Genomic DNA, 24247 nt, shown 5'->3' with positions numbered 1-24247 from the left:
GTCATCATATAGCTATCACTATTATATACCCATTATAATTTAGAGTGCTACTTAATATCTTTATTAAAGCATTTGATGTGTGTTACGGCCCATTTTTTTTGCATTAATCATCGTTGCATTCACTTGATCAATATATACTTCAGCATTATCACCGTGATGGATTGGTACGATGCCAATCGTTACTGTAATCTTTATTTCATCCGTTTTATAGAGAATCGGCGTAGCAAATTGGGCTAATATTTCTTCTGCTAAGGCTTCTATTTCAGTTTTCGTCATCTGGTTAAAGACGATGATAAATTCATCGCCTCCAAATCGCATCACTTCTGATTCAATCGCCTTACTCTTTAGAAGTTTTTTAATCCGTCTTGGTACTTCTACCAAGACCTTATCGCCACCATCTCTACCATAATTCTCATTTACACTTATAAAGTGATCCACATCAACATCCATAATATACCCTGTCTGGACACGTTCAATATCTTCAATAATATGTTCTTTATTCATTTCATAACTCATCAGTTTTATACCTTCACTTTCATCAATATGGATAATTTTAAGGCGTGGATACGCCGCTACAAAAATACCAGTCTTTCTATACAGTGTTGGTGAGAGTCCATACATCAACTTAAATGCGCGTGAGAACGCTTCATACGTCTCATACTGATATTTAAGTGCAATCTCAAGTACCGTTTGTTTAGAATACACCAGCTCCGAGGCGGCTTCTGTTAACCTTCTCTTGCGAATATATTCTTTAAGCGTAAAATGTGTAAGCGCTTTAAAAAGTGCATAGTAAGAAGACAAACACATACAAGCTTCTGACGCAACTTGTTCAAGTTTTATAGGCTCTACCAACCTTTTCTCAATATATTCTATAGAATTTTGAAATTGACTAAGGACATCCATTTGCATACAACCTCCGAGATCTCTAATTTTATTTTAGAACATCTCGAAGCTAAATACATGATATTTTTTCCATTTATTGCGCAGTCTATTAGCTTATGCTAGACTTAATTGTAATTATATATTATTTATCTATGAGGTAAACTGGAGGAATTATGTTGCATAAATTTCATAACGATTGGAACGAGATTCTCTCGGAGGAATTCAAAAAGGACTATTATCAGGCACTAAACCGTTTTATCACCGATGAATATCATACAAAAACAATTTATCCTGATAAAAATGATATTTTCAACGCATTCCACTATACAAGCTACAAAGATATCAAAGTTGTACTTTTAGGGCAAGACCCCTACCATGGTGTAGGTCAGGCACATGGTCTTTCGTTTAGTGTGAAACCTGGTATCCCTGCTCCACCTTCACTTGTTAACATCTATAAAGAACTTCACGATGACATGTCGGTTCCTATACCAAATCACGGCTACCTAAAATCATGGGCTGACCAAGGTGTATTACTTCTCAATACAGTTTTAACTGTAAGGGCACACGAAGCAAACTCACACCGTAAAAAAGGATGGGAAACCTTTACAGATCAAGTCATTAGATGCATCAACGAAAAGGAAGATCCTGTTGTTTTTTGGCTATGGGGAAAACCAGCTCAGACAAAAGCAAAGCTTATTACCAACAAACATCACCTTATTTTAACTGCGCCTCACCCTAGTCCCCTTTCTGTTTATAGAGGATTTTATGGTAGCAAACCATTTTCAAAAACTAATGAATTTTTACTTTCAAAAGGAAAAGCGCCCATTGACTGGACGCTCTAGTTTATTTCTTTAAATTTATCAGCAAACTCAATTTTCAGAAAATCGATAACCCCTCTCTGAACAGATTCTTTTTTCAAATAACCTATATAGTTATCAAGTGTTGTCTGTATCTCCAGTTCATACTTGGAGTAGGGGTTATAAATCACACGGTGAATACTGCTAAATTCTATAATTATTGCTGCTCTTTGATCAACAAGTTCAATCTGAATTTGTTTGGCATGATTATCAAATTTGATAATCCCTTGTTCAAGTTGAAAAAAACCTGTTTTGAGTTCAATTGGGATATTCATACTCATATTATTCACCTCAACCCCAATATAACACTCACTAGTAATTATTTACAACTAAAAAGCTTTGTTTGTCATTGACAAATCTTTTATTCGTCAAAATTGTTGTCAATTAATTGCTTTAGCGCTTCAAGTGCTTCAGACTCATCTGCACCTTCAATCTCAATTTTAAGTTCGTCCCCTTTTGATGCCGCTATTTTCATGATTCCTAACATACTTTTGCCGTTGACTTTTACATCGCCTTTGTGTAGTGCTACAGATGATTGAAATTTACTACAAGCTTGTACAAAAAGTCCAGCAGGTCTCGCATGTAGACCATGTGTATTATTTAGAACAAATTCATATACTTTCATCGTATTTTCTCCTTATTTTTTATTACCTCTTATTTACCTTTATACGTTAAAATGTGCTAATAAATATGATTCTGCTTCAGCATTCCAAAGTCCACTATGCTTTTCAACCAGTTCATGCAATTTCTTGAAGAGTGGATCTGTTTCTCCTAGTTTTTCAAAATCATCAATTGCTGTTAAAGGCATATTAATATGGTTATAAACTAGTTTTTTACCCCCAGGGATATTTGGTAAATCCATAACTGCATCAATGGTACAGTCAAGTCCACCAATATGTGTCAACATAACAGATGGATTGATTAAATTTTTAGCAGACATATCCAAAGCTTCAATTAAATCTTCTGTGTTCCCACCTGTTGATCCCATAATATGAGTGTTATTATAGTGCACATTGTAAAGATTTATTGGACCTGTAAACTTAGTGTCTGTTGGACCAGCAAAGAAATTCATACATCCATCATATGCTAAAAGTTGATCCCCCTGTTCAACAAGTGGCACAACTGGTGCATAAACAAATACATCATCATAGCCATGACCATCAGTTAAGCCTTTAAGATGGGCGATTGGATCGTCATAGTTTGCAGTATTTACATATAATAGTTCAACACCCACTTTAGCAGCCTTTTCTGGTGTGATGAACTTTGCAGCTCTTGCAAGTCTATCATCACTGATGTCAGTTACCACGATCTTAGAAGGTTTGTTTTCAATTGCTAGCGCATAATCGACAGCACCCAGTCCCATTGGTCCTGCGCCACCTAAGATTGCTATATTTCCACCTTTTTTTGTCCCCATAATATGTTCATATTTATAAGGCACTGTATGGTAGTTGGCATGGTAACCACCAATGATACAAGACATTGGTTCACCAAGCGATGCGCCATAATAGCTATCGCCATCATAAACTAACAAACATCCTAATTCCATAACTTCTGGCGGAATAATGTTGTAAGTTGCATTGCCACCGAAGTACTCATAAGAATACCCTGGTGCATACGGACTACCATTATAGTTAAGTGCCGGTTGAAGTGAAAATTTCATACCAGCCTTAAACTTATCTTGATGTTTTGCACCGACTTCTACAATTACACCTGCCATTTCATGCCCTACAATTACCGGATGCTCTGCTACATTTTCAGGTACTCTCTTATGCTTATTACCTTGTTTAACGGCTTTATATGTTGACATACAGATACTATCTGAAACCACTTTCACTAGTATTTCATCCTCTTTCATTTCGGGAAGATCAAACTCTTCTAATCTAAGGTCATCTTTACCGTACATTCTCACTGCTCTTGTTTTCATAATATTCTCCATTCTTAAACACGTATTATTAACACATCACGATTTCTATGCGGTCGAGTTGATTCATGATCCACTCTACATTCATCGGTTTTGTACCTACGGTCATCACAGCACCTGCACTCGTTGCAACCGCAAGCCTTAACATCTCATCAAGTGAAAGGCCATGATCCAGGGCATACACAAAAGCACCTACAAATGCATCCCCTGCTCCAACACTACTATGTGCATCAATCTTAAGTGGTAACATCCTATAAGCCAATTCTTTATCGCAATAAAATGCCCCCTCTTTTCCTAGAGATACAAACACATGAGGAATTCCCAAATCTAAAAAATGTTTGCCTGCCTTTACAAGTGCTGCATCATCTGGAATTGCATGGTCAAAATAAAGCTCAAGTTCATGTCTGTTAGGTTTAATATAATCTGGCTTAGCCTGAATACCACTTTCAAACGCTTTACCTGAAGCATCTAAAAAAACGCTAGTCCCCTTCTTTTTACCTATTAAAACTAAATCACTGTAAATACTTTCATGAATTGATTTTGGCGCGCTCCCAGAGATCACCAATATATCATTATCACTTAACAAACTTGCTACTTTTTCAAGCAGAGCTTCTACTTCTAAGGCGTTAACATATGGACCAGGCTCGTTAATCTCAGTCGTATCTGAACTTGTTCGATCAAATATTTTTAGATTTGTTCTGGTTTCATTTTGAATTTCTATAAAATCATTATTTATCTGTAGTTTCTGTAATGCACTTTTGATATATTGACCAGCACTGCCTCCTAAAAAGCCCGTAGCAACACTTTTTCCACCTAAAGATTCTATTACTTTTGAAACGTTGATGCCTTTACCTCCTGGATCTTGAATACTATTCTCGACTTTATTGAGTTCACCAATTTCAAAGCTCGTTATCTCAATCGTTTTATCTATCGCTGGATTTAAAGTAACCGTAACAACCATGCTACATCATCCCTTCACTTGAAAATAGTTCATAGATATACTCTGGATCATTTGTTGTGAGCATCTTTTCAAGGATACTTTCATCTTCAATGGCTTCAGCTATGTTGGCAAGTAATTGTATATGTTCATTGCCTTTGCCTGCAATACCGATCACAAGTTTAGCAAGTTTACCCTCACCAAAACTTACCCCGTTTGGATATTGTACAACTACGATTCCCGAGGCGATGATAGACTCTTTCACACTATTTTCACCATGTGGGATTGCTACATTGTTACCAATGTAAGTTGAGAATTTTTCTTCTCTAGCTAACATCCCAGCTATATAATCTTCTCCAACATAGCCACTATTATAGAGCAACTCACCTGCGTGCTTTATCGCTTCTTCCTTTGATACTGTTGCTCTGTTGAGTAAGATGTTACTTTTCATAAGTATTTCGCTTGGTTTTGAATTTTCCATATTTACCTCCATTACGATACAATATGCCTTGATGGCATCCACTAGTTGTTCATAAGCCTCTTTGTTCAAAAAATCTTTTATACCCACATGAATTGCGTTTGGTGCTTGTTTCTTTGCCCTTCCAATTAGATCGGAATAAGTAATAACCAGATCAGAGTCAGATGGTATAGCATCTATAGGTACATTGATAACTGGAAGTGTCATCTGGTTTTGCTTGATAACGCGCGTCAATAAAGATGCACCTAGTGCACTAGAACCCATGCCAGCATCACAAGCAAATGTTATTTTGGAAATCCTAAATGTATCTGGACGCCCTTTAAACAGTGATGCATAGCCCTCATTTACTTCGATTTCCTCTTCAAATTCAATAATCGGAGAACGCTTGAGTATCAAACACGCTACGATAAAAGTAACAACAGCGGATATAATGACGCCTGTGCTCACCGCCAATATCTCTGATTTAGGCGCCATCGCAAGTAACGCGAAGATGCTGCCTGGTGAGGGTGTTGCTCTTAAACCAGCACCCAAAAGTTGAAAAGAAAATACACCACTCATCCCCCCTAGGATCACCGCTCCAAAAAGTGCTGGCCTCATTACCACAAAAGGAAAATAGATCTCATGAATTCCTCCAAAAAAGTGGATGATCATAGCACTTGGCGCATTGTCCCTTGCAACGCCCTTTGAATAAAACCAATATGCAAGCAATATGCCTAAACCTGGCCCGGGATTTGTCTCAAGTAAAAAGAAGATTGAGCTCCCGTTTGTAAGTGCATCTTGGATTCCCAAAGGGCTAAGGACACCATGATTGATTGCATTGTTTAAAAAAAGTACTTTACCAGGTTCGATAAATAGAGATGCCATAAACAACAACCCTCTATCAACGACAAATGTAACACCCGTTTTCAAAACTTCATTTAGCACTGCGACTAGTGGACCTATCGCTTTATAAGCTATAACAGTTAATAACACCCCTAAAAATCCAGCACTGAAATTGCTCACAAGCATCTCGAAGCCCGTAGGAATATGATCTTTTATTGCAGAATCTATTTTTTTTAATATATAAGCGCCGAGAGGACCCATCAACATGGCACCTATGAACATAGGAATATCTGTACCGGCAACTAACCCCATAGTACCGATTACACCAATGACACCGCCTCGTGTACCATATATCGCTTTTCCACCTGCATATGCAATAAGCAAAGGAAGTGCATAAATGATAATTGGACCAATTAATTGTTCTAATTCACGATTTGGAAACCATCCATCTGAGTGAAACAATGTCGTCAAGGCCCCCCAGGCAATAAATGCACTGATATTGGGCATAACCATTCGACTTAAAAACCTACCGAGACTTTGAATTCTCTCCATCATAATGCGCCACCTGCTTTCAATTGTTTTGAAAGCCATTTATGCATAATGGTTTTGACATAATCAAATAATTTAACTTCGTCAGCTGTTTTAATAAATTCAATAAATTCAGTTTCCTCAATTAACGCCTTGCTAAGAACACTCATGGTTTCCATCTGTTCTTTAGAAAGGTCGGCTGGTATAAGCATCACAACTGCTGCTATTATCTTTTCTCTTCGTTTCTCTAAGCCTACATAAAGTGGCTTTTCTAATCGCCATATTGTAAAGCTCATATTTTTTATTACAGATGTCTTGCCGTGAATTAGCACGATCCCTTCACCCTGTAGGACTGTGCTTCCCAATTTTTCTCTCTCTATCAATGCAGTTTGCAAAACCTTTCGTGTTTTATGATCAGGGGTTGCACTTTCAGAAATAGCTTTAATCAAGTGATCTATGCTTTTTGCTCTAACGTTATCATACAATTTAAAACTGTTTTCAATGATCAAAAAACTATCTGTTAACCCGTGAATTCTTTTTACTTTTTCAATATCAGTAACAACTGGCTCTGCTTTTTTTACCACATCGCTTTGTTCCTTATAAGGCTTGACATTACTGCTTAATATGCTAATAACTTGCTTAATGCGCTCAATATCTTCAGACATTAGTAGAGGATTTACTTGGATTGAAGGCAATTTACTTTTATCAAGACTAATAGTAGTGATTAAAAGCTCAAGTTCATTTTGTTCAATTTTCTCAGAATAAACATCCTCTCTAGAAAACTGCCCTACTACTTCTAATCTAGGAAATAATTTTACAAGTCTTGAATAAAGTAAACTTGAAGTTCCAATTCCGCTTGAACACACAACGCCTGTTCTAATACGCTTTTCTATGTTTTGTAATTTGACATAACGCTCGATTGCAGCACCAAAGTGCATCGCTACATAGCCAACTTCTTCACGGGGAATTACTACTGAAAATTGTTTCGTTATGAGTTCAGAAGCGATCATAGACATCTTAAAAATCTCTGGATACATCTCTTCAATTTTTTCTAAAAGTGGATTTCTAATATCCAGTGAAAGTTTGATTCTTGTCAAAGCAGGCCTTAGATGACTTACTAACCCTATTAACAACTTTTCATCCTCACGTAAATCATAACCACTGAGTTCTTTAAATTTATGAATCATCCCAGATGCTAGCCTACTGAGTTCAAAGTTAGAAATTATCAAGTCTTGTTGATCGATGAGTGCACCTGTTTTTAGTTTTGAACCTTTCAGGTGCATGGTAATGTAACCTAGTTCATCTTCAGGAAATCTGATGCCAAATACTTTCTCAATATCAAAACCAATATCTTGCGCCATTTTAAACTGTACATCTGATTTCAGCGGTGTAAGTACTTCTGGATTCATCACTATACTTTCGCCCCGAAGTATCCTTTGAACTGCTATGGATAGATGAATCATCAAGCCCATATATGATTGGTCTGTCAATCGATTTGCCAGATAATCTTCATATTGTGATAGGATACGACTCACTTTCATGCTAATTTCACGGTCCATAACAGTTTCAACAAAATGACTTGTATTATCAATAAGTGACACTAAATCTTGATGTTCATAGTTTTGATATAAGAAATCGACAATTGCTTTTCGAAAGTCAATTTCTTTTCCTTTTAAAAAGACACCATATCCTGGTTTTCTAATTAAACTTATATTTCTTTCTTCGAACCAAGGTTCAATTTTATCCATATCGTAAGAAATAGTTGCATCTGAAACATTGAGTAAAGTTGAAAAAAAGAAAAATTTTCTTGGTTCACGACTTCTTAAAAGTTCAATGATAATTTGATTTAGTCTCTCTTCTTGTGTAAAATGAACATTTTTATGGCTTTGTGAAAACTGTCTAAATGCTTCTATTTGATGAGGGTCAGCTTCAATCTTTATACCGAGTTTTGATTTTTTATGGAGTTTCATTTGTTGCTGCGCGACAAGTGCTTCAATTTCTTCCATATCGCGAAAAATTGTACGTTTACTAATATTGAGTTCCTCAGCGAGCTTTGCAATTGAAATATAAGAATCTTGATTTAGTAAAATATCTACGATATCCATGGTTCTTTTTGAATATTCCACTTCTTACCCCCATAAAATTGAGACACATCTTAATAATTAAATTTTCTGATAACTCTTCAATTATTATTATACGCCCTTTTTATGCATCTGTTCACTAAAAGATAAGGTATAAGTGACATTATTTATGAGTGACATTATTGAATAACGAATGAATAACGAATAAATAACGAATAAATAATGACTAAATAACACTTAAACGATACTAGCTTGTTGCTTTAATAAAGAAACAGTGAAGATTTCTTCACTGCCTCTAAACTTTAATTTAAGAATTTGATTATTTTAATCTTTTTACCAACTCATCGTAAATTGGATTGCCAACGAACTGATCGATTGTTATAAGCTCTGCTGTTGTGATTTTTGTTTTTGCACGTTCAGCTAAGCTTTCATGTGTAATAACAATATCTGCATCTGCTGGAATATCATCTAGCGATGTATTGATGACTTCAATGTCTAGTCCAGCTGCTTTAACTTTCTTTCTAAGGGTTGTTGCACCCATTGCGCTTGAGCCCATGCCTGCATCACATGCAACCACTATTTTTTTAACTGAGCCAGCAACTTTGGCTTGTCCTTTTGATTCTGCTTTCATACTGCCAACTTTAGATTTTGCTTCTTCTAAGTTTAAGTCAGCATCAGCACTTCTTTTAATAAAGAAAGAAGCTACTAGGAAAGAAACAGCTGTAGAAACAGTTACTCCAGCAATTACTGGAAGGAAACCACCTTTTGGTGTCATTGCTAGTAAAGCAAAGATACTTCCTGGAGAAGGTGTAGCGATAAGTCCAGCACCAAGTATACTAAATGTAAATACGCCACTCATACCACCAGCAATTACAGCAAGTAATAAAACAGGTTTCATTAATACATATGGGAAATAGATTTCATGAATACCACCTAGGAAATGGATGATAATAGCGCCTGGAGCAGATTCTTTGATCATGCCTTTTGAGAAAACCCAATATGCAAGTAAGATACCAAGACCTGGTCCTGGATTTGTTTCTAATAAGAAGAATATTGATTTACCCATTTCAGTAGCTTCTTGTATACCAAGTGGTCCAAGAATACCATGGTTCATAGCGTTATTAAGGAATAAAATTTTACCAGGTTCAATAAAAAGTGATGTAAAAGGCAATAAATTTGCATTTACTATTGTTTCAACACCAGCTTTTAATACATCGTTGAGCATCAAAACAACTGGACCAATACCTAAAAGAGCTAGTAATGCAAGCAACATACCAATAATACCCGCTGAAAAGTTTGCAACAAGCATTTCAAAACCAGCAGCTACTCTACCTTCAACAGCTTCATCAAACTTCTTGATACAGTAACCACCAAGTGGTCCCATGAGCATTGCACCTATAAACATAGGGATATCAGCACCAACTACTACACCCATTGTAGCAACTGCACCAACTACGCCGCCTCTAACTCCACCGATTAATTTACCACCTGTGTAACCAATTAATAGTGGTAACATATAAGTAATCATCGGTCCAACAAGTGCAGCTAACGTTTCATTTGGAACCCATCCAGTAGGAATAAATAATGCCGTAATTATACCCCAAGCAATAAAAGCACCAATATTTGGTAACACCATACTGCTTAGAAAGCGACCAAATTTTTGCACGCCGCCTTTTTTAGAATTTGAGTCTAAAACTTTTTCCATTGTGTCCCCCTTATTCTTTTTTCAATCGATTTATAACTGGCCTGTTACAACTAGATTATATTTTTAGCCATTAAAATTTACAAACAAAAGACCACCAAGGTTGACACTGTATCAGGGTGACAAGATTTAAAAACAAGATATCGCAACACATTGTTCAAATATAAGTACAAAAAAAACTTTACAAAATAAACATAATTTTCTGCAAAAATAACATTATCTTAATATTTTCTTGTATTTTGTTAACCGCCTTATGCTATAATAAGACAATTAGAAGCATAAGGAGGATGAACATGAAAATCAGAGCACGAATCGTCCTAATAACCAGTATCATCATAATCATAGCTATAGGATTTCAAGCTGTCTTTAGTATTATCTCAACGAACTCCTCATTAGATGTGATCGTTGAGCAGCAATTAGCCGATCAAGTTAAAAACATCTCGAATGAACTTAAAACTGCACAGAACGTCATTCAGATTACTAAAGATGCCATGAATGAGAAAAATGCAGTATTGGCACAAGCTATTGCTGAAATGATCGTTTATAATCAAACATGGCTAAAAACTTATAATATGGATAAACTGGCCGATCAGCTGAAAGTAGCTGAAATTCGGGTCACTGATGTCGACGGAATTGTACAATTTGGAAATGATGAGAAGGTTTTTGGAACCAATATCGCTAATGACCCTACAATGGCACCCTTTGTTCCATTAATTGGTCAGCGCGACGTTTCATACGCACAAGAACCAGCCCCTCGGGAAAAAGATGGCCAGATGTATCAATTTGTAGGTGTATCAAGAAGAGATGTTCCCGGCGTAGTAATGATTGGGTTTATACCTTCAACTTTAATTGACTTACTTGAAAACTTGGATATTCAAAAGCGAATAGAAGGACTTGTCATCGGATCAAATGGTTTTGGTGCTATTATTGACTCAAATGACAATTTTATCGCTCATAAAGATATTGCACTTGTTGGTACTGCAGCATCAGATCAGCCTTGGTTGTCAGATGTGTTTGCAAGTACTAAAGAAAGTACCCCTGTTGTAATTGACGGCGAGACTTTTATTGCCTATAAACAGAGCATTGATGACTATACTATCGTTGTCACTTATCCAAAAGCTGAACTTGATGCAATTATTGCTAAAAATCTTTCAAATAATATCATCATCGTTGTTGTATCAGTATTTATACTTGTTCTCATCATTTCAAGGTTGATTAAAAAATATGTAACCTCACCACTGAAGAAAGTGGAAGCTGCCATGGTCGAAGTTGGCTCGGGGAACTTTAAGACTTCTGTGGATTATCAATCAAAAGATGAAATTGGTACGCTTTCAAAGCAATTTGGCACAATGACCAAAAATGTAAGCCACTTAATTAAGGAAGTAAGCCAGAGCATCAACAAACTCGCAGTATCATCAGAGACAATTACTGAAAATGTGGAAGGATTGAGTTTAACAAGTCAAGAAGTGACAAGGGCAATTGAGGAAATTACTCATGGTGCGACTGATTTAGCTTCCAATGTTAATGAGCGTTTACTTACAGGTCAACAACTAAGTGAGAGCATTAACATCATATTTTCAAAACTTACAAATGCAAAATCAGTTTCATCTGAAATGGTGACGGTCAATGATTTAGGAAGAACAAAAATTGATGCACTTAAGTTCGTTTTCCAAGAAACAGTTGACAGTACAGATGCTGTTTCAAAGAAAGTTGAAAATTTAAGCGTCAGTTCACAAGCAATTGAAACAATAGTCAGTACAATAAAAGGGATCTCAAATCAAACAAATTTATTAGCGCTTAATGCATCTATCGAAGCAGCTAGAGCAGGAGAAGCAGGCAGAGGCTTTTCAGTTGTCGCTGAAGAAATAAGAAAATTAGCGGAACAATCCGCAACTTCTGCTGAAGAGATCAGCTCAATTATCGGTGAAATCGTTCAAATTGTGAGTTCAACAAATCAAACCGTTCGCGGTACACAGCTTTCGGTTGAAAGTGCTAAAGTCAACTTAGATGAAACGGTTGATGTCTTTGCTCAAATCGATCAGAGTGTTGTACAAGTTGAAAGTATTATTGAGGAATTCATCAGTGAAACGCAAAAAATTGATACTTTAAAATCTGAACTAATCGTATCTTTAGAATCAATGGCTGCTATTTCGGAACAATCTGCAGCTTCTACTGAAGAAATCAATGCCTCAACTGAAGAACAACTATCTAGAGTATCTGAGATCGCACAAGCAATAGATGACTTAAATGAAGATGTCACAAACTTATCAACTGAAATGACTAAGTTTAAGGCTTAATCTAGTAAATCATAAAAAAATATTCTTTATATAAAAGCGTGTCTAAATATCAAATTGATATCTGACACGCTTTTTTAACTTTTCTTAATATTTGGTTTGCATTTATGATATACTTTTTTCAAAGGGGGGATGATTATGAAATTTGATGAAAAATTTAATCTTTTGATGAACCTACTTAATATCCCTAACAATAAGTTAGCAAAAGCGCTATCTGTTGATCCTTCACTTATTAGCCGATGGCGAAATGGCTCAAGAGATCCCGTGAGAAATAGTACTTATATTGAACTCATTTCTCAATATATTGTCACCCACACAAGTGATAAACAATGTTTATATGAACTGATTAATTTAACGCAATTTGATACTCAAGAGCAACTGGCAAAGGCACTTAGCGAGTGGATGGTGGTTGACCATGTTTCCGACTCTACTTTTGCCAATCGTTTTCTATCCCATCTCTCTAAAAATATCGCACCTGTTGCGTCAAATTTGCATCCTGAATATATGGATAATCAACATAAAGGTAAAAAACTAAGTGTTGAAGTTTTTCATGGCAATGAAGGCAAGAGAAAAGGGGTCATACGATTTCTGAGTGCTGTGATAGCGACTCCTAAGCCATGTGAACTTTTACTTTATAGTGATGAACCTATGACTTGGCTACTAGAAGATCCTCAATTCTTAAAAAAGTGGGGCGTGTTGCTAAATGACGTCATTGCTCAGGGACACCGTATTAAAATTATCCACACTATTGATCGGAATCCCAAAGAACTTATAGCCGCAATTGATCGTTGGCTTCCTCTTTATCTATCAGGTGGTATTGAACCATATTATTATCCAAATTATCAAGAAGCCCTATTCAAAAGAACGATGTTCATTGCCCCAGGGATAGGTGCGCTTACTTCTAGTGCAATGGCCGATGTAGAGTCAATGGAGCAAGTCTATTATCGTGACCACAATATGATCACTATACTTCAGAATGAATTTGACTCCTATCTTCATCTCTGTCGCCCTTTAATGAAAATTTTTACAGAAAAAAATATCACTGACTTCCACGAACTCTTACATGAGTTTGAAATGCAAGATGGCGATTTGACTTACATGTCTTCATCGCCACCCCTTGTAATGCTTCCCTATGATAGTCTATGTGAAAAACTATATGCAAGTAAACTATCACAAGAAAGCATTGAATACTACAAAAATTTTTACATCAAACGAAAGCACGCTTTTTATGAGCACCTAAAGAACAACAACAGATATGATTTGATCCATTTACCTGAGAAGGAAATTTTCAGTTCCCTACATCATGCTTTTTCAAATGTCAATTCTCTAATATTACATGAGGGCATGATCATTAGTCACTCTCTGCTCCTGCAGCAACTTGAGAGTGTTAAAAAAGCTATAAAATCAAACAAGCACTATCATGTCATTTTAAATGCACACCCACTTCCAAACGGCATTTTGATTTCTTATAAAAAAAACATTGGTGTCATCATCTATAAAACAACTGAGCCATTAATTATCTTTGCAATTAATCACCCTCTTATGATGAAGGCTTTTGAAGCTTACATTGATGAATTATCTATTGATAGGCATTACAGTGATCATGACCATTTAACTGTTCTACAAGAGATAGATTACTGGATTCAAAATCAAAATTGATCTATTTTTGAAAATACTGAAGCTTTTGATTGTCTCTTGTAACTTTGTTTTTCAGCAGCTCTAAGTTTGCTCCTTTTCTTTGCGTTTAAAAAACGCATTTCTTTTTGCAATTTATTCCAGTTTATCCACTTTTGTTCATCAATTTGACCATTTTTCAGACCTTTTTGGACGGCACACCCTGGTTCATTATTATGCTTACAATCTGTAAACCTACATGATCTGATCAAACTTTCTATATCACCATAAAGTTTTTCCATACCGTCTTCAGCTTCCCACAGAGAAAGTGTTCTCATACCTGGAGTATCTAAAATTATACCACCATTGGGTAAGAGCACTAATTCTCTGTGGGTTGTTGTATGTCTACCCTTACTATCATCTTCTCGAATTGCTTGGGTTTTCAAAAGTTCTTGACCTGCTAAACGGTTTACTAATGTTGATTTTCCTACGCCAGATGACCCCAAGAGCGCAACTGTCTTTCCCCTTGTCACAAATTGTCTTAGCGTATCTATACCTTCACCCGTCAGGTTACTCACAGAAAAAATATCAACTCCAGGTGCTGTAACCTCAACTTCTGTAACTTTTCTATCAATATCGTCACATAAATCAGATTTAGTCAGGACAATAACTGGAATTGCACCACTTTCCCATGAGGCTATTAGATATCTTTCTAATCTTCTCATATTAAAATCTTTATTAAGTGACTGAATAAGAAAAATCACATCGACATTTGCTGCTACAATCTGCTCTTTTACTTCTATTCCAGCAGCTGCTCTTGAGAACTTTGTTTTTCTTGCTAAAACATGTTCAATTGAAGCGTCTTCCATTTCAACGCTATATTTTATAGCAAGCCAGTCTCCTGCAGCAACTTGTTGATCAAGTAGTTGATGGGTTATAGGCCTTTTTACCATTAATTCTCCATATGGTGAAATCACCTTTAACATCTGTCCATGATCAGAGACAACCCTAGCAGGGACTATATTACTTTCTAACTCGCTCTTTTTATTTAGTTCATCTATCCATTTTTCATTATATATCTCTGACCATTTTTTTTGAAAAAATTCGTCAAATCCGTATTGTTCCATATCAACTGCTTCTTTATCCAAATAAACCATCTCCTTTGAATCACTTTTTATTTTTTCTTTGTCCTTATCATACTTTACAACTTTTACGCTTTCTTTTATCATGCGTTCTCCTTAAATTTAAATGTAGTTTTTTTACAACGACAAAATAATTTCCATTTTTTTCCTTCTTTAGAGCGCAAAAAACCCGCAGCGTCGACCATCTGCGGGATAAATTTAGGCAATAAAAAAACACGCCCTTTAAGCGTGTTGATATTACACGATTCAGATTGCTCGAAAGAAGTGCACAGCGCAATAAGCACTGAGCGAATATTCAGTTAGTCCTTTAACACCTCTACAATTTTCACTAACATTTTACATTCTCCTTTCTGTTTATGTAGTCAATTTGATTATAAGAGGTAAACTACCTCCTTGTCAATAAAAAATTACAATTTCTTAATTGATGGACTACTAGAAAAAACATTGCTCTCTTCTCTATAAAAAGTACTTTCGCTTTTTAAATCGGGATCTCTTTCTTCTAGATCATTAATAACTTGCTTTAGATTATACATACGATCATCTAAACTAGAGATTAAGTCAGCACAACCTTTTAACTCCGTTTGAATCATTGTTGGCGCTTTTTCTCGATATTTATAATATATTTTGTGTTCGATGCTTGCCCAAAAATCCATTGCAATAGTTCTAAACTGAATTTCAACTCTCGTAGGTACAATTCCCGAACTCAAAAACACTGGATATTCTATATGAACATGCAAACTTTTATACCCGTTTTCCTTTGGACATTTTATATAATCTTTAACTTCGACTATCTTAAAGTCACTTTGCTTCGAAAGTAACTCTAAAACGTTATAGATGTCTGCAGTAAACGCACATATTATTCTGATGCCAGCAATATCAAAGATATGAGATCTGGCATTTTCTATTGTGGGTTCAAGTCCGATACGTTGCAATTTTTCTTTTATACTCTTAGGTTTTTTCACACGATATCTGATATGTTCTATTGGATTATAATCATGAATGTTTCTAAATTCTTCGTCTAGAATATTTAGTTTAGTCCTGATTTCATCAACTGCAAACTGATGAACAAGTAGTAAATCACGCCAAGGTTTCATTTCATCAGTTAATAAAGCTTCATACATGTTTTATCCTCCTATTAGGTCAGTTAACTTGACCTACACGTTTAGACTCCTCTTTATTTTTGTACAGATGATCATCTGCCTGCTGCATGATCTCATCTATTGATTTTCCCACGCTATTTGCAACGCCAAAACTAATCGCCAAACCGACGCTTTTATACACGCTCATCGTGTCTGAAAAGAGCTCGTTAATACGGTTTTTGATACTTTCAACATCTTGAACTGAAGTGTCTGGCAAGATAAGTATAAACTCATCACCACCATATCTTACAGGTAAGTCATGCTTTCTACAAGAGTTATTCAGGACATCTCCAAACTCTTTAAGAACTCTATCCCCTGCGACGTGACCAAATGTGTCGTTTACTTTTTTAAAATTGTTTAAATCCATCATCAAAATCACAAAATTATCAGCACTATTTGAGTTATTATGATATGTCTCTAACGCTTGATATAGGTGCCGTCTATTGAAAATCCCCGTCAACTGATCTGTAATAGATAAATGATAGATTCTCTTGTGTTCTGTATCAAAGTAATTATTTAAAACTATCATAATTGAAAAAATAGTAACCGCAACGATTATGAAGTTAATTGAGAGATCATATCCTCTTGAAACTGTATCTGTATATAAAGTGTATTGACTTGGCTTTGTGGCTTCATAATTTAGAAAAAACAAGACTTCGACAACTGAAGCTAAGGGAAATAAATAATCATAAACCTCTTGAGACATTATAATACCAACGAAAAAAATCAAAACTGCGTAAAATGACATCGCACTATAGGACCCCGGCGATGTAAGCCATGCAACCGGTAAATATAGGATACATAGAAAAAACATATATCCATATTTAATTTGCCTTGTATACCTTTTCTTCCAAAATAAAATAAGCAAAACACCTGCAATAATCGCACCAAAAAAAGGCACGAGAAAATTACTGATAGGTCGCTTATTAACAATATTCACTATTGCTACTGCTGTAAAAGCGATACAACTTAACGCTAATATCATTTTAAATATTCTGTTCTTGACTTCAATTAAGTGGACACTTTTTGAAAACATCAAACACCTCTCAATTCTTGATGTGTATATGGTATTTAGTCAAGTAGTTTTAGCGCCATTTCAGCTGACATTGGCCGTGCTAAATGATAACCTTGCCCACTATTACATCCTAAGCTTTCAAGTGTAATCGCTTGATTTTCTTCTTCAATACCTTCTGCAACAGTTTTAAGTCCTAGCTTAGAAGCAAGATGAATGATTTGTTCAACAATCACTTGATCTTTTCCCGGTAAATTCACACGGTCAATGTAGGATTTATCAATTTTTAAACTGTTAAATGGAATTTTACTGAGGTAATTAAGAGAAGAAAACTGAGTTCCAAAGTCATCAAGTGCAATTTTGAAGCCCAATTCTTTAAGTTCATTGATTACTTTTAATGACAAATCAAAGTTCTCAATAAGGGAATGTTCAGTCACTTCAAACTCAATTTGTGAAGGCATAATTTTATAAGTCTCAATTAATCCTTCAATATAACTTACTAACTTTGTTGACATAAGGGATTTTGCGGATAAATTCACAGCTAAAACCAATGACGTATGAGCTAAATTTGCTTTTAAAAATCTAAACGCTTCATCAATAACCCATCTATCAATATCAATGATTTGACCTGTTTTTTCAGCAACACTTATAAGCTCTCCAGTTGATACGGTTTGCTCTGAAGATTTCCAGCGTAGTAACGCTTCAAACCCTGATATATCTCTTAATTTTAAATCAAAAACAGGTTGATAATGTAGCTCAAACTCTTTAGCCTGAAGTGTTTTATTTATTATACTCTCTACTTTAATCAATTTTTGTACATCTGATTGAAAACTATGTTCGTAAAATTTGCATTGTTGTTTTCCGGCTTCTTTCGCTTTATAAAGTGCCATTTCTGCATTTTTAAGAAGTTCAGAAAAATCATCACCATCTTTAGGATATTGTGTAACCCCAACGCTAATCGCCGGATAATATTCGATATCACTTATTGTCCATTTCTGTCTAGTCACTTTCATGAGTTGATCAACAATATCGATTGCATACTTCTCATCATCAGATTCTTGAACAAATACAAACTCATCTCCAGACCATCTATAAACATGTGCTGAACTAAATTTGTCTGTTATAGTCATAGCATAACTCTTTAAAAATTCATCTCCATAAGCATGACCTAAAACTTCATTGAGATTTTTAAAATTATCAAAATCAATATAGAAAATGGTCAAAGGTTGCTTTTTATCAATCCAATTTGTCATTTCTTGTTCAAAGACTGTTCTGTTTTTTAGACCTGTGAGTTTATCAGAGAAAGCAAGTTCGTGAATTTCTCTTTCTCTTTCTTTTTCAGTTGTAATATCTATGCCGAAAGATACAATGTATTCTTTACCAGAAACAGGATCTTTCAACATTTTATCACTCCACAATATGATTTTCTCACCCTGTTCTTTTGTATTGATCGCAAACTCACTATTTGATTTTTTTGAAGGATTTTTAATACTGTTAACATGATTGCCCAATTTGAAACCAATGTCAACATTTACTAGATCAAGCCATTTCATCCCAATGACATCTTTTTTTTCAAAATGAGTGAGTTCAAGAAAATACTGATTTACATCTAGTACAATACCCTCTTGAGTCCAGATTAGTATGATTGTGTTGGCATAATTAAAGATATCTTCAATATATTTTTGGTGCGCTTCAACAGCTTTCATCGACAAGTTTAAAGCTTCTAAATTATCTTTTAACTCTTCTTCAATTGCGATCATTTCTTCTGAAAACCCGATCAATTCTTGGTTTTTTTGAGATATTGATTTAGTTAAACTATACACGGTCCTATTATCCATTCTGATAATTAGATAAAGTAGCACAGAAGTAAGCAATACATAAAACCAGCCCTTGTAGGTCTGAAATGATGCAAATTGATCAGGATCTGGTACAAGGACTCCTAAAATTTTATCTGAAAATAAAATCCAAGAAAAACCAAATAGAATATAAATCAATATAGTTTTCCATGGATTATTTCGTAAATTCTGTGGTTGATTGTCTAATTTATAATTGTATTTTTCAATAAACTTTTGACGTTCTTCATTTTTTTGTTTATCCATTATATTTCCCTTCAATTACTTCGATTATATTAATTATACCCTTAATTGTGCTTAAAAAAACTCAAACATATACTTATTATAATTGATGTGAAGGGAAAAAGACAATTAATATTAAAAACAGTGCGATATCTGATAAACTAAAACGTATATAGTATAAGAGGTAAAAAGTCAGGTGGGGGTGATGCTTTGGAGGATGATGTTTTTGTGGAAGTCTATAATGCATTTTTTCCTTATGTTTATAGATATGTTTATGGGCTAACTTATAATCATCAGACCGCTGAAGACCTTACTCAAGAGGCTTTTATAAGGGCACTTTGTATGCCTTTGTTTCCTAACGAAAACATAAAGTCGTGGCTTCTCACTGTTGCGCATAACCTATATGTGGACTATGTTCGAAAAAATAGACGATTAGATTTTAGGGAGAATAGCTTTCTTAACGAAATAGGTGTGCAAGACTTTACGGGTGCGTTAATACTGACAGAAGCTACAGCGTGTGCTTTTGAGTATATTCAGAAGTTGCCCGAAAATCAGAGCCAGGCGGTTTTGCTTTGTCTTGTAAACGATCTTTCATATGAGGAGGCCGCTGAGATTTTAGGTATAAGTGTTTCTGCAGTGACAAATTTGATATATAGAGCTAGGAAAACACTTCGGGCTCTAAGGAGGTATAATCATGAATAATGATTTTCAGGAAAAACTAAAGCTCTATAAAGAAGAGCAATTGAGTCAAGAGGAAATGTCTCAGATGACGGATGAGATTAATAAATATATCGCCATAACAGAATACCTTAACGACGATGAAAAGGCGTTTATGGATGAATTGAAGATACAGATACAACCTAATCTTCAAAGGGAGGATCTTACGGCACAGCATATAAAACGTAAAGTAAATTCGAGGATTGTTCTTTTAACTGCATTTACTGCTATTTTCATTTTCTTGGGCTTTACCATATTATTTTTTACTGGTTCCAAGATCACAACTTCTCTCTTTGCTTTAGACCATAAAGAAATTTATGTTGAGCGAGAGGCGGTAGTGCAGTTGGCTCAGATTTTTCAACCTGAGTATGTATCACACAGGAGCAGTGTAAGTTCTTCGCTTTTTGCAAAGCAGAGTATCCATGTTTTCCTCGAAAAAAAAGTTGGAAACACCAAAATAGATGAAACTGAAATAAGTGTCAAATATCATTTTGGAAGGCCAGTGTCTTCGGCTGACTTTATGGCGCACCGCGCTATGTTCTTTTACTCTGATGATCCGACATCTGTAGATTTATCGGGTTTTAAAGTATTAGAAAATGCCCCTCAAGGTACTAAATCAAAAGTGTATGTATCGTTTGATAAAGCGCTAACCGCTTTAGAGATAGAGGAACAGTTTATAAAGGAATTGATCAATAGTAATACTGATAACACGTCTTTAGATTTTATGCCTATAGCGGCCATTGGGTCGGAGTTTTTAATAGCGAATCCTTCATATTACCAGATGAAGACAGTATATCCATATGATAAAAAGCATACTGAACTTCTTGAAGATAATGTCTCAATGCAAACGCTTTACGAGGGTTTTGATAATGATGCGCATATGGCATCTCTGATTGGCAATCTCAACCTCATAAAGAGCAATCTTGATTTGTTGGAGGCAATTTATCATGAGAAAATGTTTGAAGATACTGACTTTGACGCGTTGATTGCGCAAGTTGAGGATAATGGTGCCATGTATATTGGCATGTACATCTCTGCCGATAGTAAAGCTTTGTTAGCATTTAAAAGCAATCCGCACGTTCAGAGTGTGACGGTTGAGGATATAGTGATTTGGTGATGTGATTTGGTGATGTAATTGATCAGAACGTAAAAAAAATGCTTAGTGTATGGGACTAAGCATTTTTTGTTTTTCATTATATTGGCGTCAAAAAAAGACACCTATTTTATAAGCATTCTGTAATAAAATTTATGCTTAATTTCAACTTATAAGGATTTAGCTCTTAACTTATGGTAAGGTTCTGGGTATCGCCGTTGGGGAAGTGTCAAAATTACAATATTTTGGACACCCCTGTTATCAAAACATTGTAATAAATATGATTTACCCTTCAATTAATTAACATTTTTACACACTTTATTAATCATGGATCATCACTTCTTTTTAATTAACTTTAATACCGAACTGATTTGCATATCTAGCAAGTAACTCACATTTTTCCTTAATATCATTTAAGATTGGATTAAACAGATTTTCCAAACTTAAATATAATTTCTCTAATCGGAAATTCATACTTTCTTCTGCACCATCGTCTGCATTCCCATCTTCGTCAAAATTCATGTACCCATAATAAATTTCAATTTCACCTTTACTAACTAATGTTTTGTCTTTATAAAATTGAATATATACCTCATCGGTTTCACCACTTTCAGGATTGATATAACCTTCACAATTAATTGCATATTCAACTTCATCAATCTTAAATTTTGCAATTTGGTTACCCAACACAAATCTTTCATCTAATGAATAAAAATCATACACGTCAAAATAATCTTCTTGGTAACAGATTTCTTGTAACTTATTATAAATATCGCATCTCAAATCATCTAAATCATCTGTATCTGTAAATAAATAAAGTGGTTCCTTTGTATGATATTCGTTTAGAATTCTTTGAAACTCTTCATCAGTGTACTTAAATAATTCTTCGTAAAATGAATAAAGAAGTTCGTAGTACTTTTCAAACTGTTTGCTTAGTTCATCTAAATTTTCTTGTATATGATTAGTAAAATCTTCAAACTCATCACTTACACTTATCTTTTCTTCATAATCCACTGACAAAGAACTTAGTCCTCCGTATTCACGATTATTCTCTTCCATCCAATAATCATATTGTATTCTTTCAATTTCTTCCTCGTATTGAGCCTCACTTTCTATTTCTTCATACATACCAATTACGGTAAATTCAGGTTTAAAATTGTCTTTCAAAGTCAAAGTGAATTTTGTGCTATAGTGTACATGTTCAATCATACTATTTTTTTCTAAATCATTAAGTATATCTTCATGTAATAAACCGTTATCTTCCACAGACGAAAAGTCCTTTGGATTATTTGAAATAAAATACACATCATCTTCTGAGTTCAGATCAATAAAGTTTTTCAAATTTATTAAGGTTTCGATTATTACAGCGTCCGGTAAGGAGTTTTTATCTTCTTTCTTGCCCCCGTAGTGAAATGGTCTTTTTTTATGAAGTTCTCTTTGACTCGCCTTAAAAAGTAGCATTTCATCTTCTTCTATGATTACTACATTTTCATGTTGAAATAGAAATTTTATCATTTCATTAGAACTATGTATAAAATCATCTTTTTGAAAATTGAATTCTTCATAAAGATTATTAATACTAAGTTCCATTGGTTTTAACTTTTCATTAAAACGGTCAATCGCCTCTACATTATTTATCCAATTAAGCTTGCTTACACTTACTTTGAGTTCTTTAATACTAGCTCCAATTTTTTCTATTTCTCTTGTCAAATGCCTATTTGTTTCTGTAATCACAATACTTGGCAAGATTACTTTAGCTTTATCATAATCCAATAATTTAATTAATTGATTGTAAGAATTAGGTTTATGGCTTATATCACGACGCACAAACAAATTTATAATAATATTTGTATCTAGCATTATATATTTCACTATACTCACCTCATATTTTATAATTTTTTTCACATCACCAATCACTAAAAATCAAATTCTTTGGTCACATCATAGATTATAACCCTTGGTTTTAGGTTGCATTTTATTTTCGGTAAATCTTTATCAAAAATTACTACATTCTCTGAATAACTTTTTGTTGAATTATATATGATACCATTATAACCAGCATTCCTTGCTAAATCCGATATAAATCTAGTAATATAATATTCTGGTTTATAGTTCTTTTTCGATAAATCGACTGGTTGATCCAAAATACGAAAAGATAAGAGTGCTGTTATTAAATCACTCGTATTTGTACCAAGATGTTCCCAGTCATTCCTCATATCAAGGATGTTGTCAATCTCAACACTTTCATATTCTTGTATCCAAACTAATGAAGGTTCATCTGATTTTATAACTTCTTGAACCGCAGTATTTAAATCCCTAGCAATATACAAAAAACTTTGTCCCGAATGATTATATCTGCCTTCATTTGGTATGCCTATTTGAGGTACATGTAAATCATCATAACCATAAACTTTTCCCTCAGAAACAACTCTTGCTCTATACCACATTCCATTAATACTTGTTGAGCTAATGTTGTTACTAGATATTTCTTTCGAAATCTTTCTACCGAGTGAATTATTCAATATTAGCGTTGGATATAACTTGACATATTCTATTAATTCATCTAATTTAGTACCATACGTTTTTTCAATTTCTTGAAGTCTTAACCGTGTATCTTTATCAAACCTTTCTTCCAAACCAACAATCTCATATTCTTCAAAATCAGAATGTCCGCAGCCAGGACAAAGCAAATGATGAGCTATATTTTCTCTGGATTTTTCAGGTACATCATATTCATCAAAGAGATCATTCAATTCCACTTTTATTCCAAGAATCCATATGCATTCACCACCATCATAAGGTTGACAGTAAGTACAGTATTGAATTTCTTCTTGAATCTTATCTTTAAGAATTTCTTCTTTTCTGGACAGTTGAGGTAAATGAATATTCTTTTTAATAAGACCACCGATTCCGGTGGGTGTTGACCACCCAATCCGGAAAATGGAACCAACGG

General features: G+C 34.7%; 19 protein-coding genes. 5 read left to right on the top strand and 14 right to left on the bottom strand.

The window, feature by feature from the left end; all coding sequences use genetic code 11:
• Positions 1 to 63: 63 nt before the first annotated feature.
• Complete coding sequence (locus QE109_RS15245; protein ID WP_281095412.1) at positions 64 to 909, bottom strand: diguanylate cyclase domain-containing protein; 846 nt, start codon at positions 907 to 909, stop codon at positions 64 to 66.
• 146 nt (positions 910 to 1055) lie between these two features.
• On the opposite strand from QE109_RS15245, the gene QE109_RS15240 reads away from it, so the two are divergent.
• Positions 1056 to 1724, top strand: a complete 669-nt coding sequence (locus tag QE109_RS15240; RefSeq protein WP_281095411.1) for a uracil-DNA glycosylase — start codon at positions 1056 to 1058, stop codon at positions 1722 to 1724.
• On the opposite strand, the gene QE109_RS15235 is transcribed toward QE109_RS15240, so the two are convergent.
• The 7 genes from QE109_RS15235 to QE109_RS15205 form a co-directional block, all read right to left on the bottom strand.
• The gene (locus tag QE109_RS15235) at positions 1721 to 2020 is read right to left on the bottom strand and encodes a hypothetical protein (protein WP_281095410.1); all 300 of its coding nucleotides are present in this window, start codon (positions 2018 to 2020) and stop codon (positions 1721 to 1723) included. The genes QE109_RS15240 and QE109_RS15235 overlap by 4 nt on opposite strands.
• An 80-nt stretch (positions 2021 to 2100) precedes the next feature.
• Positions 2101 to 2364: an HPr family phosphocarrier protein gene (locus tag QE109_RS15230; protein WP_281095409.1), complete on the bottom strand. Its 264-nt coding sequence runs from the start codon at positions 2362 to 2364 to the stop codon at positions 2101 to 2103.
• Positions 2365 to 2403: 39 nt separating this feature from the next.
• Complete coding sequence (locus QE109_RS15225; protein ID WP_281095408.1) at positions 2404 to 3663, bottom strand: zinc-binding dehydrogenase; 1260 nt, start codon at positions 3661 to 3663, stop codon at positions 2404 to 2406.
• Positions 3664 to 3691: 28 nt separating this feature from the next.
• Positions 3692 to 4621 (bottom strand): 1-phosphofructokinase, encoded by a 930-nt coding sequence (gene pfkB, locus QE109_RS15220; RefSeq protein ID WP_281095407.1) that lies wholly within the window; start codon positions 4619 to 4621, stop codon positions 3692 to 3694.
• Between the two features lies 1 nt (position 4622).
• Positions 4623 to 6452 (bottom strand): PTS mannitol transporter subunit IICBA, encoded by a 1830-nt coding sequence (locus QE109_RS15215; RefSeq protein WP_281095406.1) that lies wholly within the window; start codon positions 6450 to 6452, stop codon positions 4623 to 4625.
• Positions 6449 to 8551, bottom strand: coding sequence for a BglG family transcription antiterminator (locus QE109_RS15210; RefSeq protein ID WP_281095405.1), 2103 nt, complete (start codon positions 8549 to 8551; stop codon positions 6449 to 6451). Before QE109_RS15210 ends, QE109_RS15215 begins: the two co-directional genes overlap by 4 nt.
• A 274-nt stretch (positions 8552 to 8825) precedes the next feature.
• Positions 8826 to 10211 carry a PTS mannitol transporter subunit IICB gene (locus QE109_RS15205; protein WP_281095404.1) on the bottom strand — a complete coding sequence of 462 codons (1386 nt, stop codon included), beginning with the start codon at positions 10209 to 10211 and terminating at the stop codon, positions 8826 to 8828.
• A 290-nt stretch (positions 10212 to 10501) separates the two neighbouring features.
• Between QE109_RS15205 and QE109_RS15200 the strand changes: the two genes are divergently transcribed.
• Positions 10502 to 12505, top strand: a complete 2004-nt coding sequence (locus QE109_RS15200) for a methyl-accepting chemotaxis protein (RefSeq protein WP_281095403.1) — start codon at positions 10502 to 10504, stop codon at positions 12503 to 12505.
• Positions 12506 to 12640: 135 nt separating this feature from the next.
• The gene (locus QE109_RS15195; RefSeq protein WP_281095402.1) at positions 12641 to 14161 is read left to right on the top strand and encodes a hypothetical protein; all 1521 of its coding nucleotides are present in this window, start codon (positions 12641 to 12643) and stop codon (positions 14159 to 14161) included.
• Here the strand turns inward: QE109_RS15195 and rsgA are convergent.
• The 4 genes from rsgA to QE109_RS15175 all read right to left on the bottom strand — a co-directional run bounded on the left by rsgA (position 14152) and on the right by QE109_RS15175 (position 19508).
• Positions 14152 to 15345 (bottom strand): ribosome small subunit-dependent GTPase A, encoded by a 1194-nt coding sequence (rsgA, locus tag QE109_RS15190; RefSeq protein WP_281095401.1) that lies wholly within the window; start codon positions 15343 to 15345, stop codon positions 14152 to 14154. The two genes, QE109_RS15195 and rsgA, sit on opposite strands and share 10 nt — an antisense overlap.
• A 320-nt stretch (positions 15346 to 15665) precedes the next feature.
• Positions 15666 to 16379: a GTP pyrophosphokinase gene (locus QE109_RS15185; RefSeq protein WP_281095400.1), complete on the bottom strand. Its 714-nt coding sequence runs from the start codon at positions 16377 to 16379 to the stop codon at positions 15666 to 15668.
• Positions 16380 to 16398: 19 nt separating this feature from the next.
• The gene (locus tag QE109_RS15180; RefSeq protein WP_281095399.1) at positions 16399 to 17433 is read right to left on the bottom strand and encodes a GGDEF domain-containing protein; all 1035 of its coding nucleotides are present in this window, start codon (positions 17431 to 17433) and stop codon (positions 16399 to 16401) included.
• A gap of 35 nt (positions 17434 to 17468) precedes the next feature.
• Positions 17469 to 19508, bottom strand: coding sequence for a sensor domain-containing protein (locus QE109_RS15175; RefSeq protein ID WP_281095398.1), 2040 nt, complete (start codon positions 19506 to 19508; stop codon positions 17469 to 17471).
• Positions 19509 to 19712: 204 nt separating this feature from the next.
• On the opposite strand from QE109_RS15175, the gene QE109_RS15170 reads away from it, so the two are divergent.
• Together QE109_RS15170 and QE109_RS15165 are read left to right on the top strand one after the other, a co-directional pair.
• Positions 19713 to 20186 (top strand): RNA polymerase sigma factor, encoded by a 474-nt coding sequence (locus QE109_RS15170; RefSeq protein WP_281095397.1) that lies wholly within the window; start codon positions 19713 to 19715, stop codon positions 20184 to 20186.
• A complete protein-coding gene (locus QE109_RS15165; protein WP_281095396.1) occupies positions 20179 to 21318 on the top strand; it encodes an anti sigma factor C-terminal domain-containing protein in 1140 nt (379 codons plus the stop codon). The genes QE109_RS15170 and QE109_RS15165 overlap by 8 nt, the downstream gene beginning before the upstream one ends.
• Positions 21319 to 21639: 321 nt before the next feature.
• Here QE109_RS15165 and QE109_RS15160 read toward each other — a convergent pair whose 3' ends face one another.
• Entirely contained in the window at positions 21640 to 23166 is a 1527-nt protein-coding gene (locus QE109_RS15160) for a PIN domain-containing protein (protein ID WP_281095395.1), read from the bottom strand.
• Positions 23167 to 23210: 44 nt separating this feature from the next.
• On the bottom strand, positions 23211 to 24247 hold a 1037-nt coding region (locus QE109_RS15155; protein ID WP_281095394.1), incomplete at its 5' end, for an RES family NAD+ phosphorylase.

It is taken from the genome of Fusibacter bizertensis, assembly GCF_029914245.1.
Classification (GTDB): domain Bacteria; phylum Bacillota; class Clostridia; order Peptostreptococcales; family Acidaminobacteraceae; genus Fusibacter_C; species Fusibacter_C bizertensis.
Note: the sequence above shows the minus strand (reverse complement) of the source record. Positions and strands in the feature narration are given on the sequence as shown.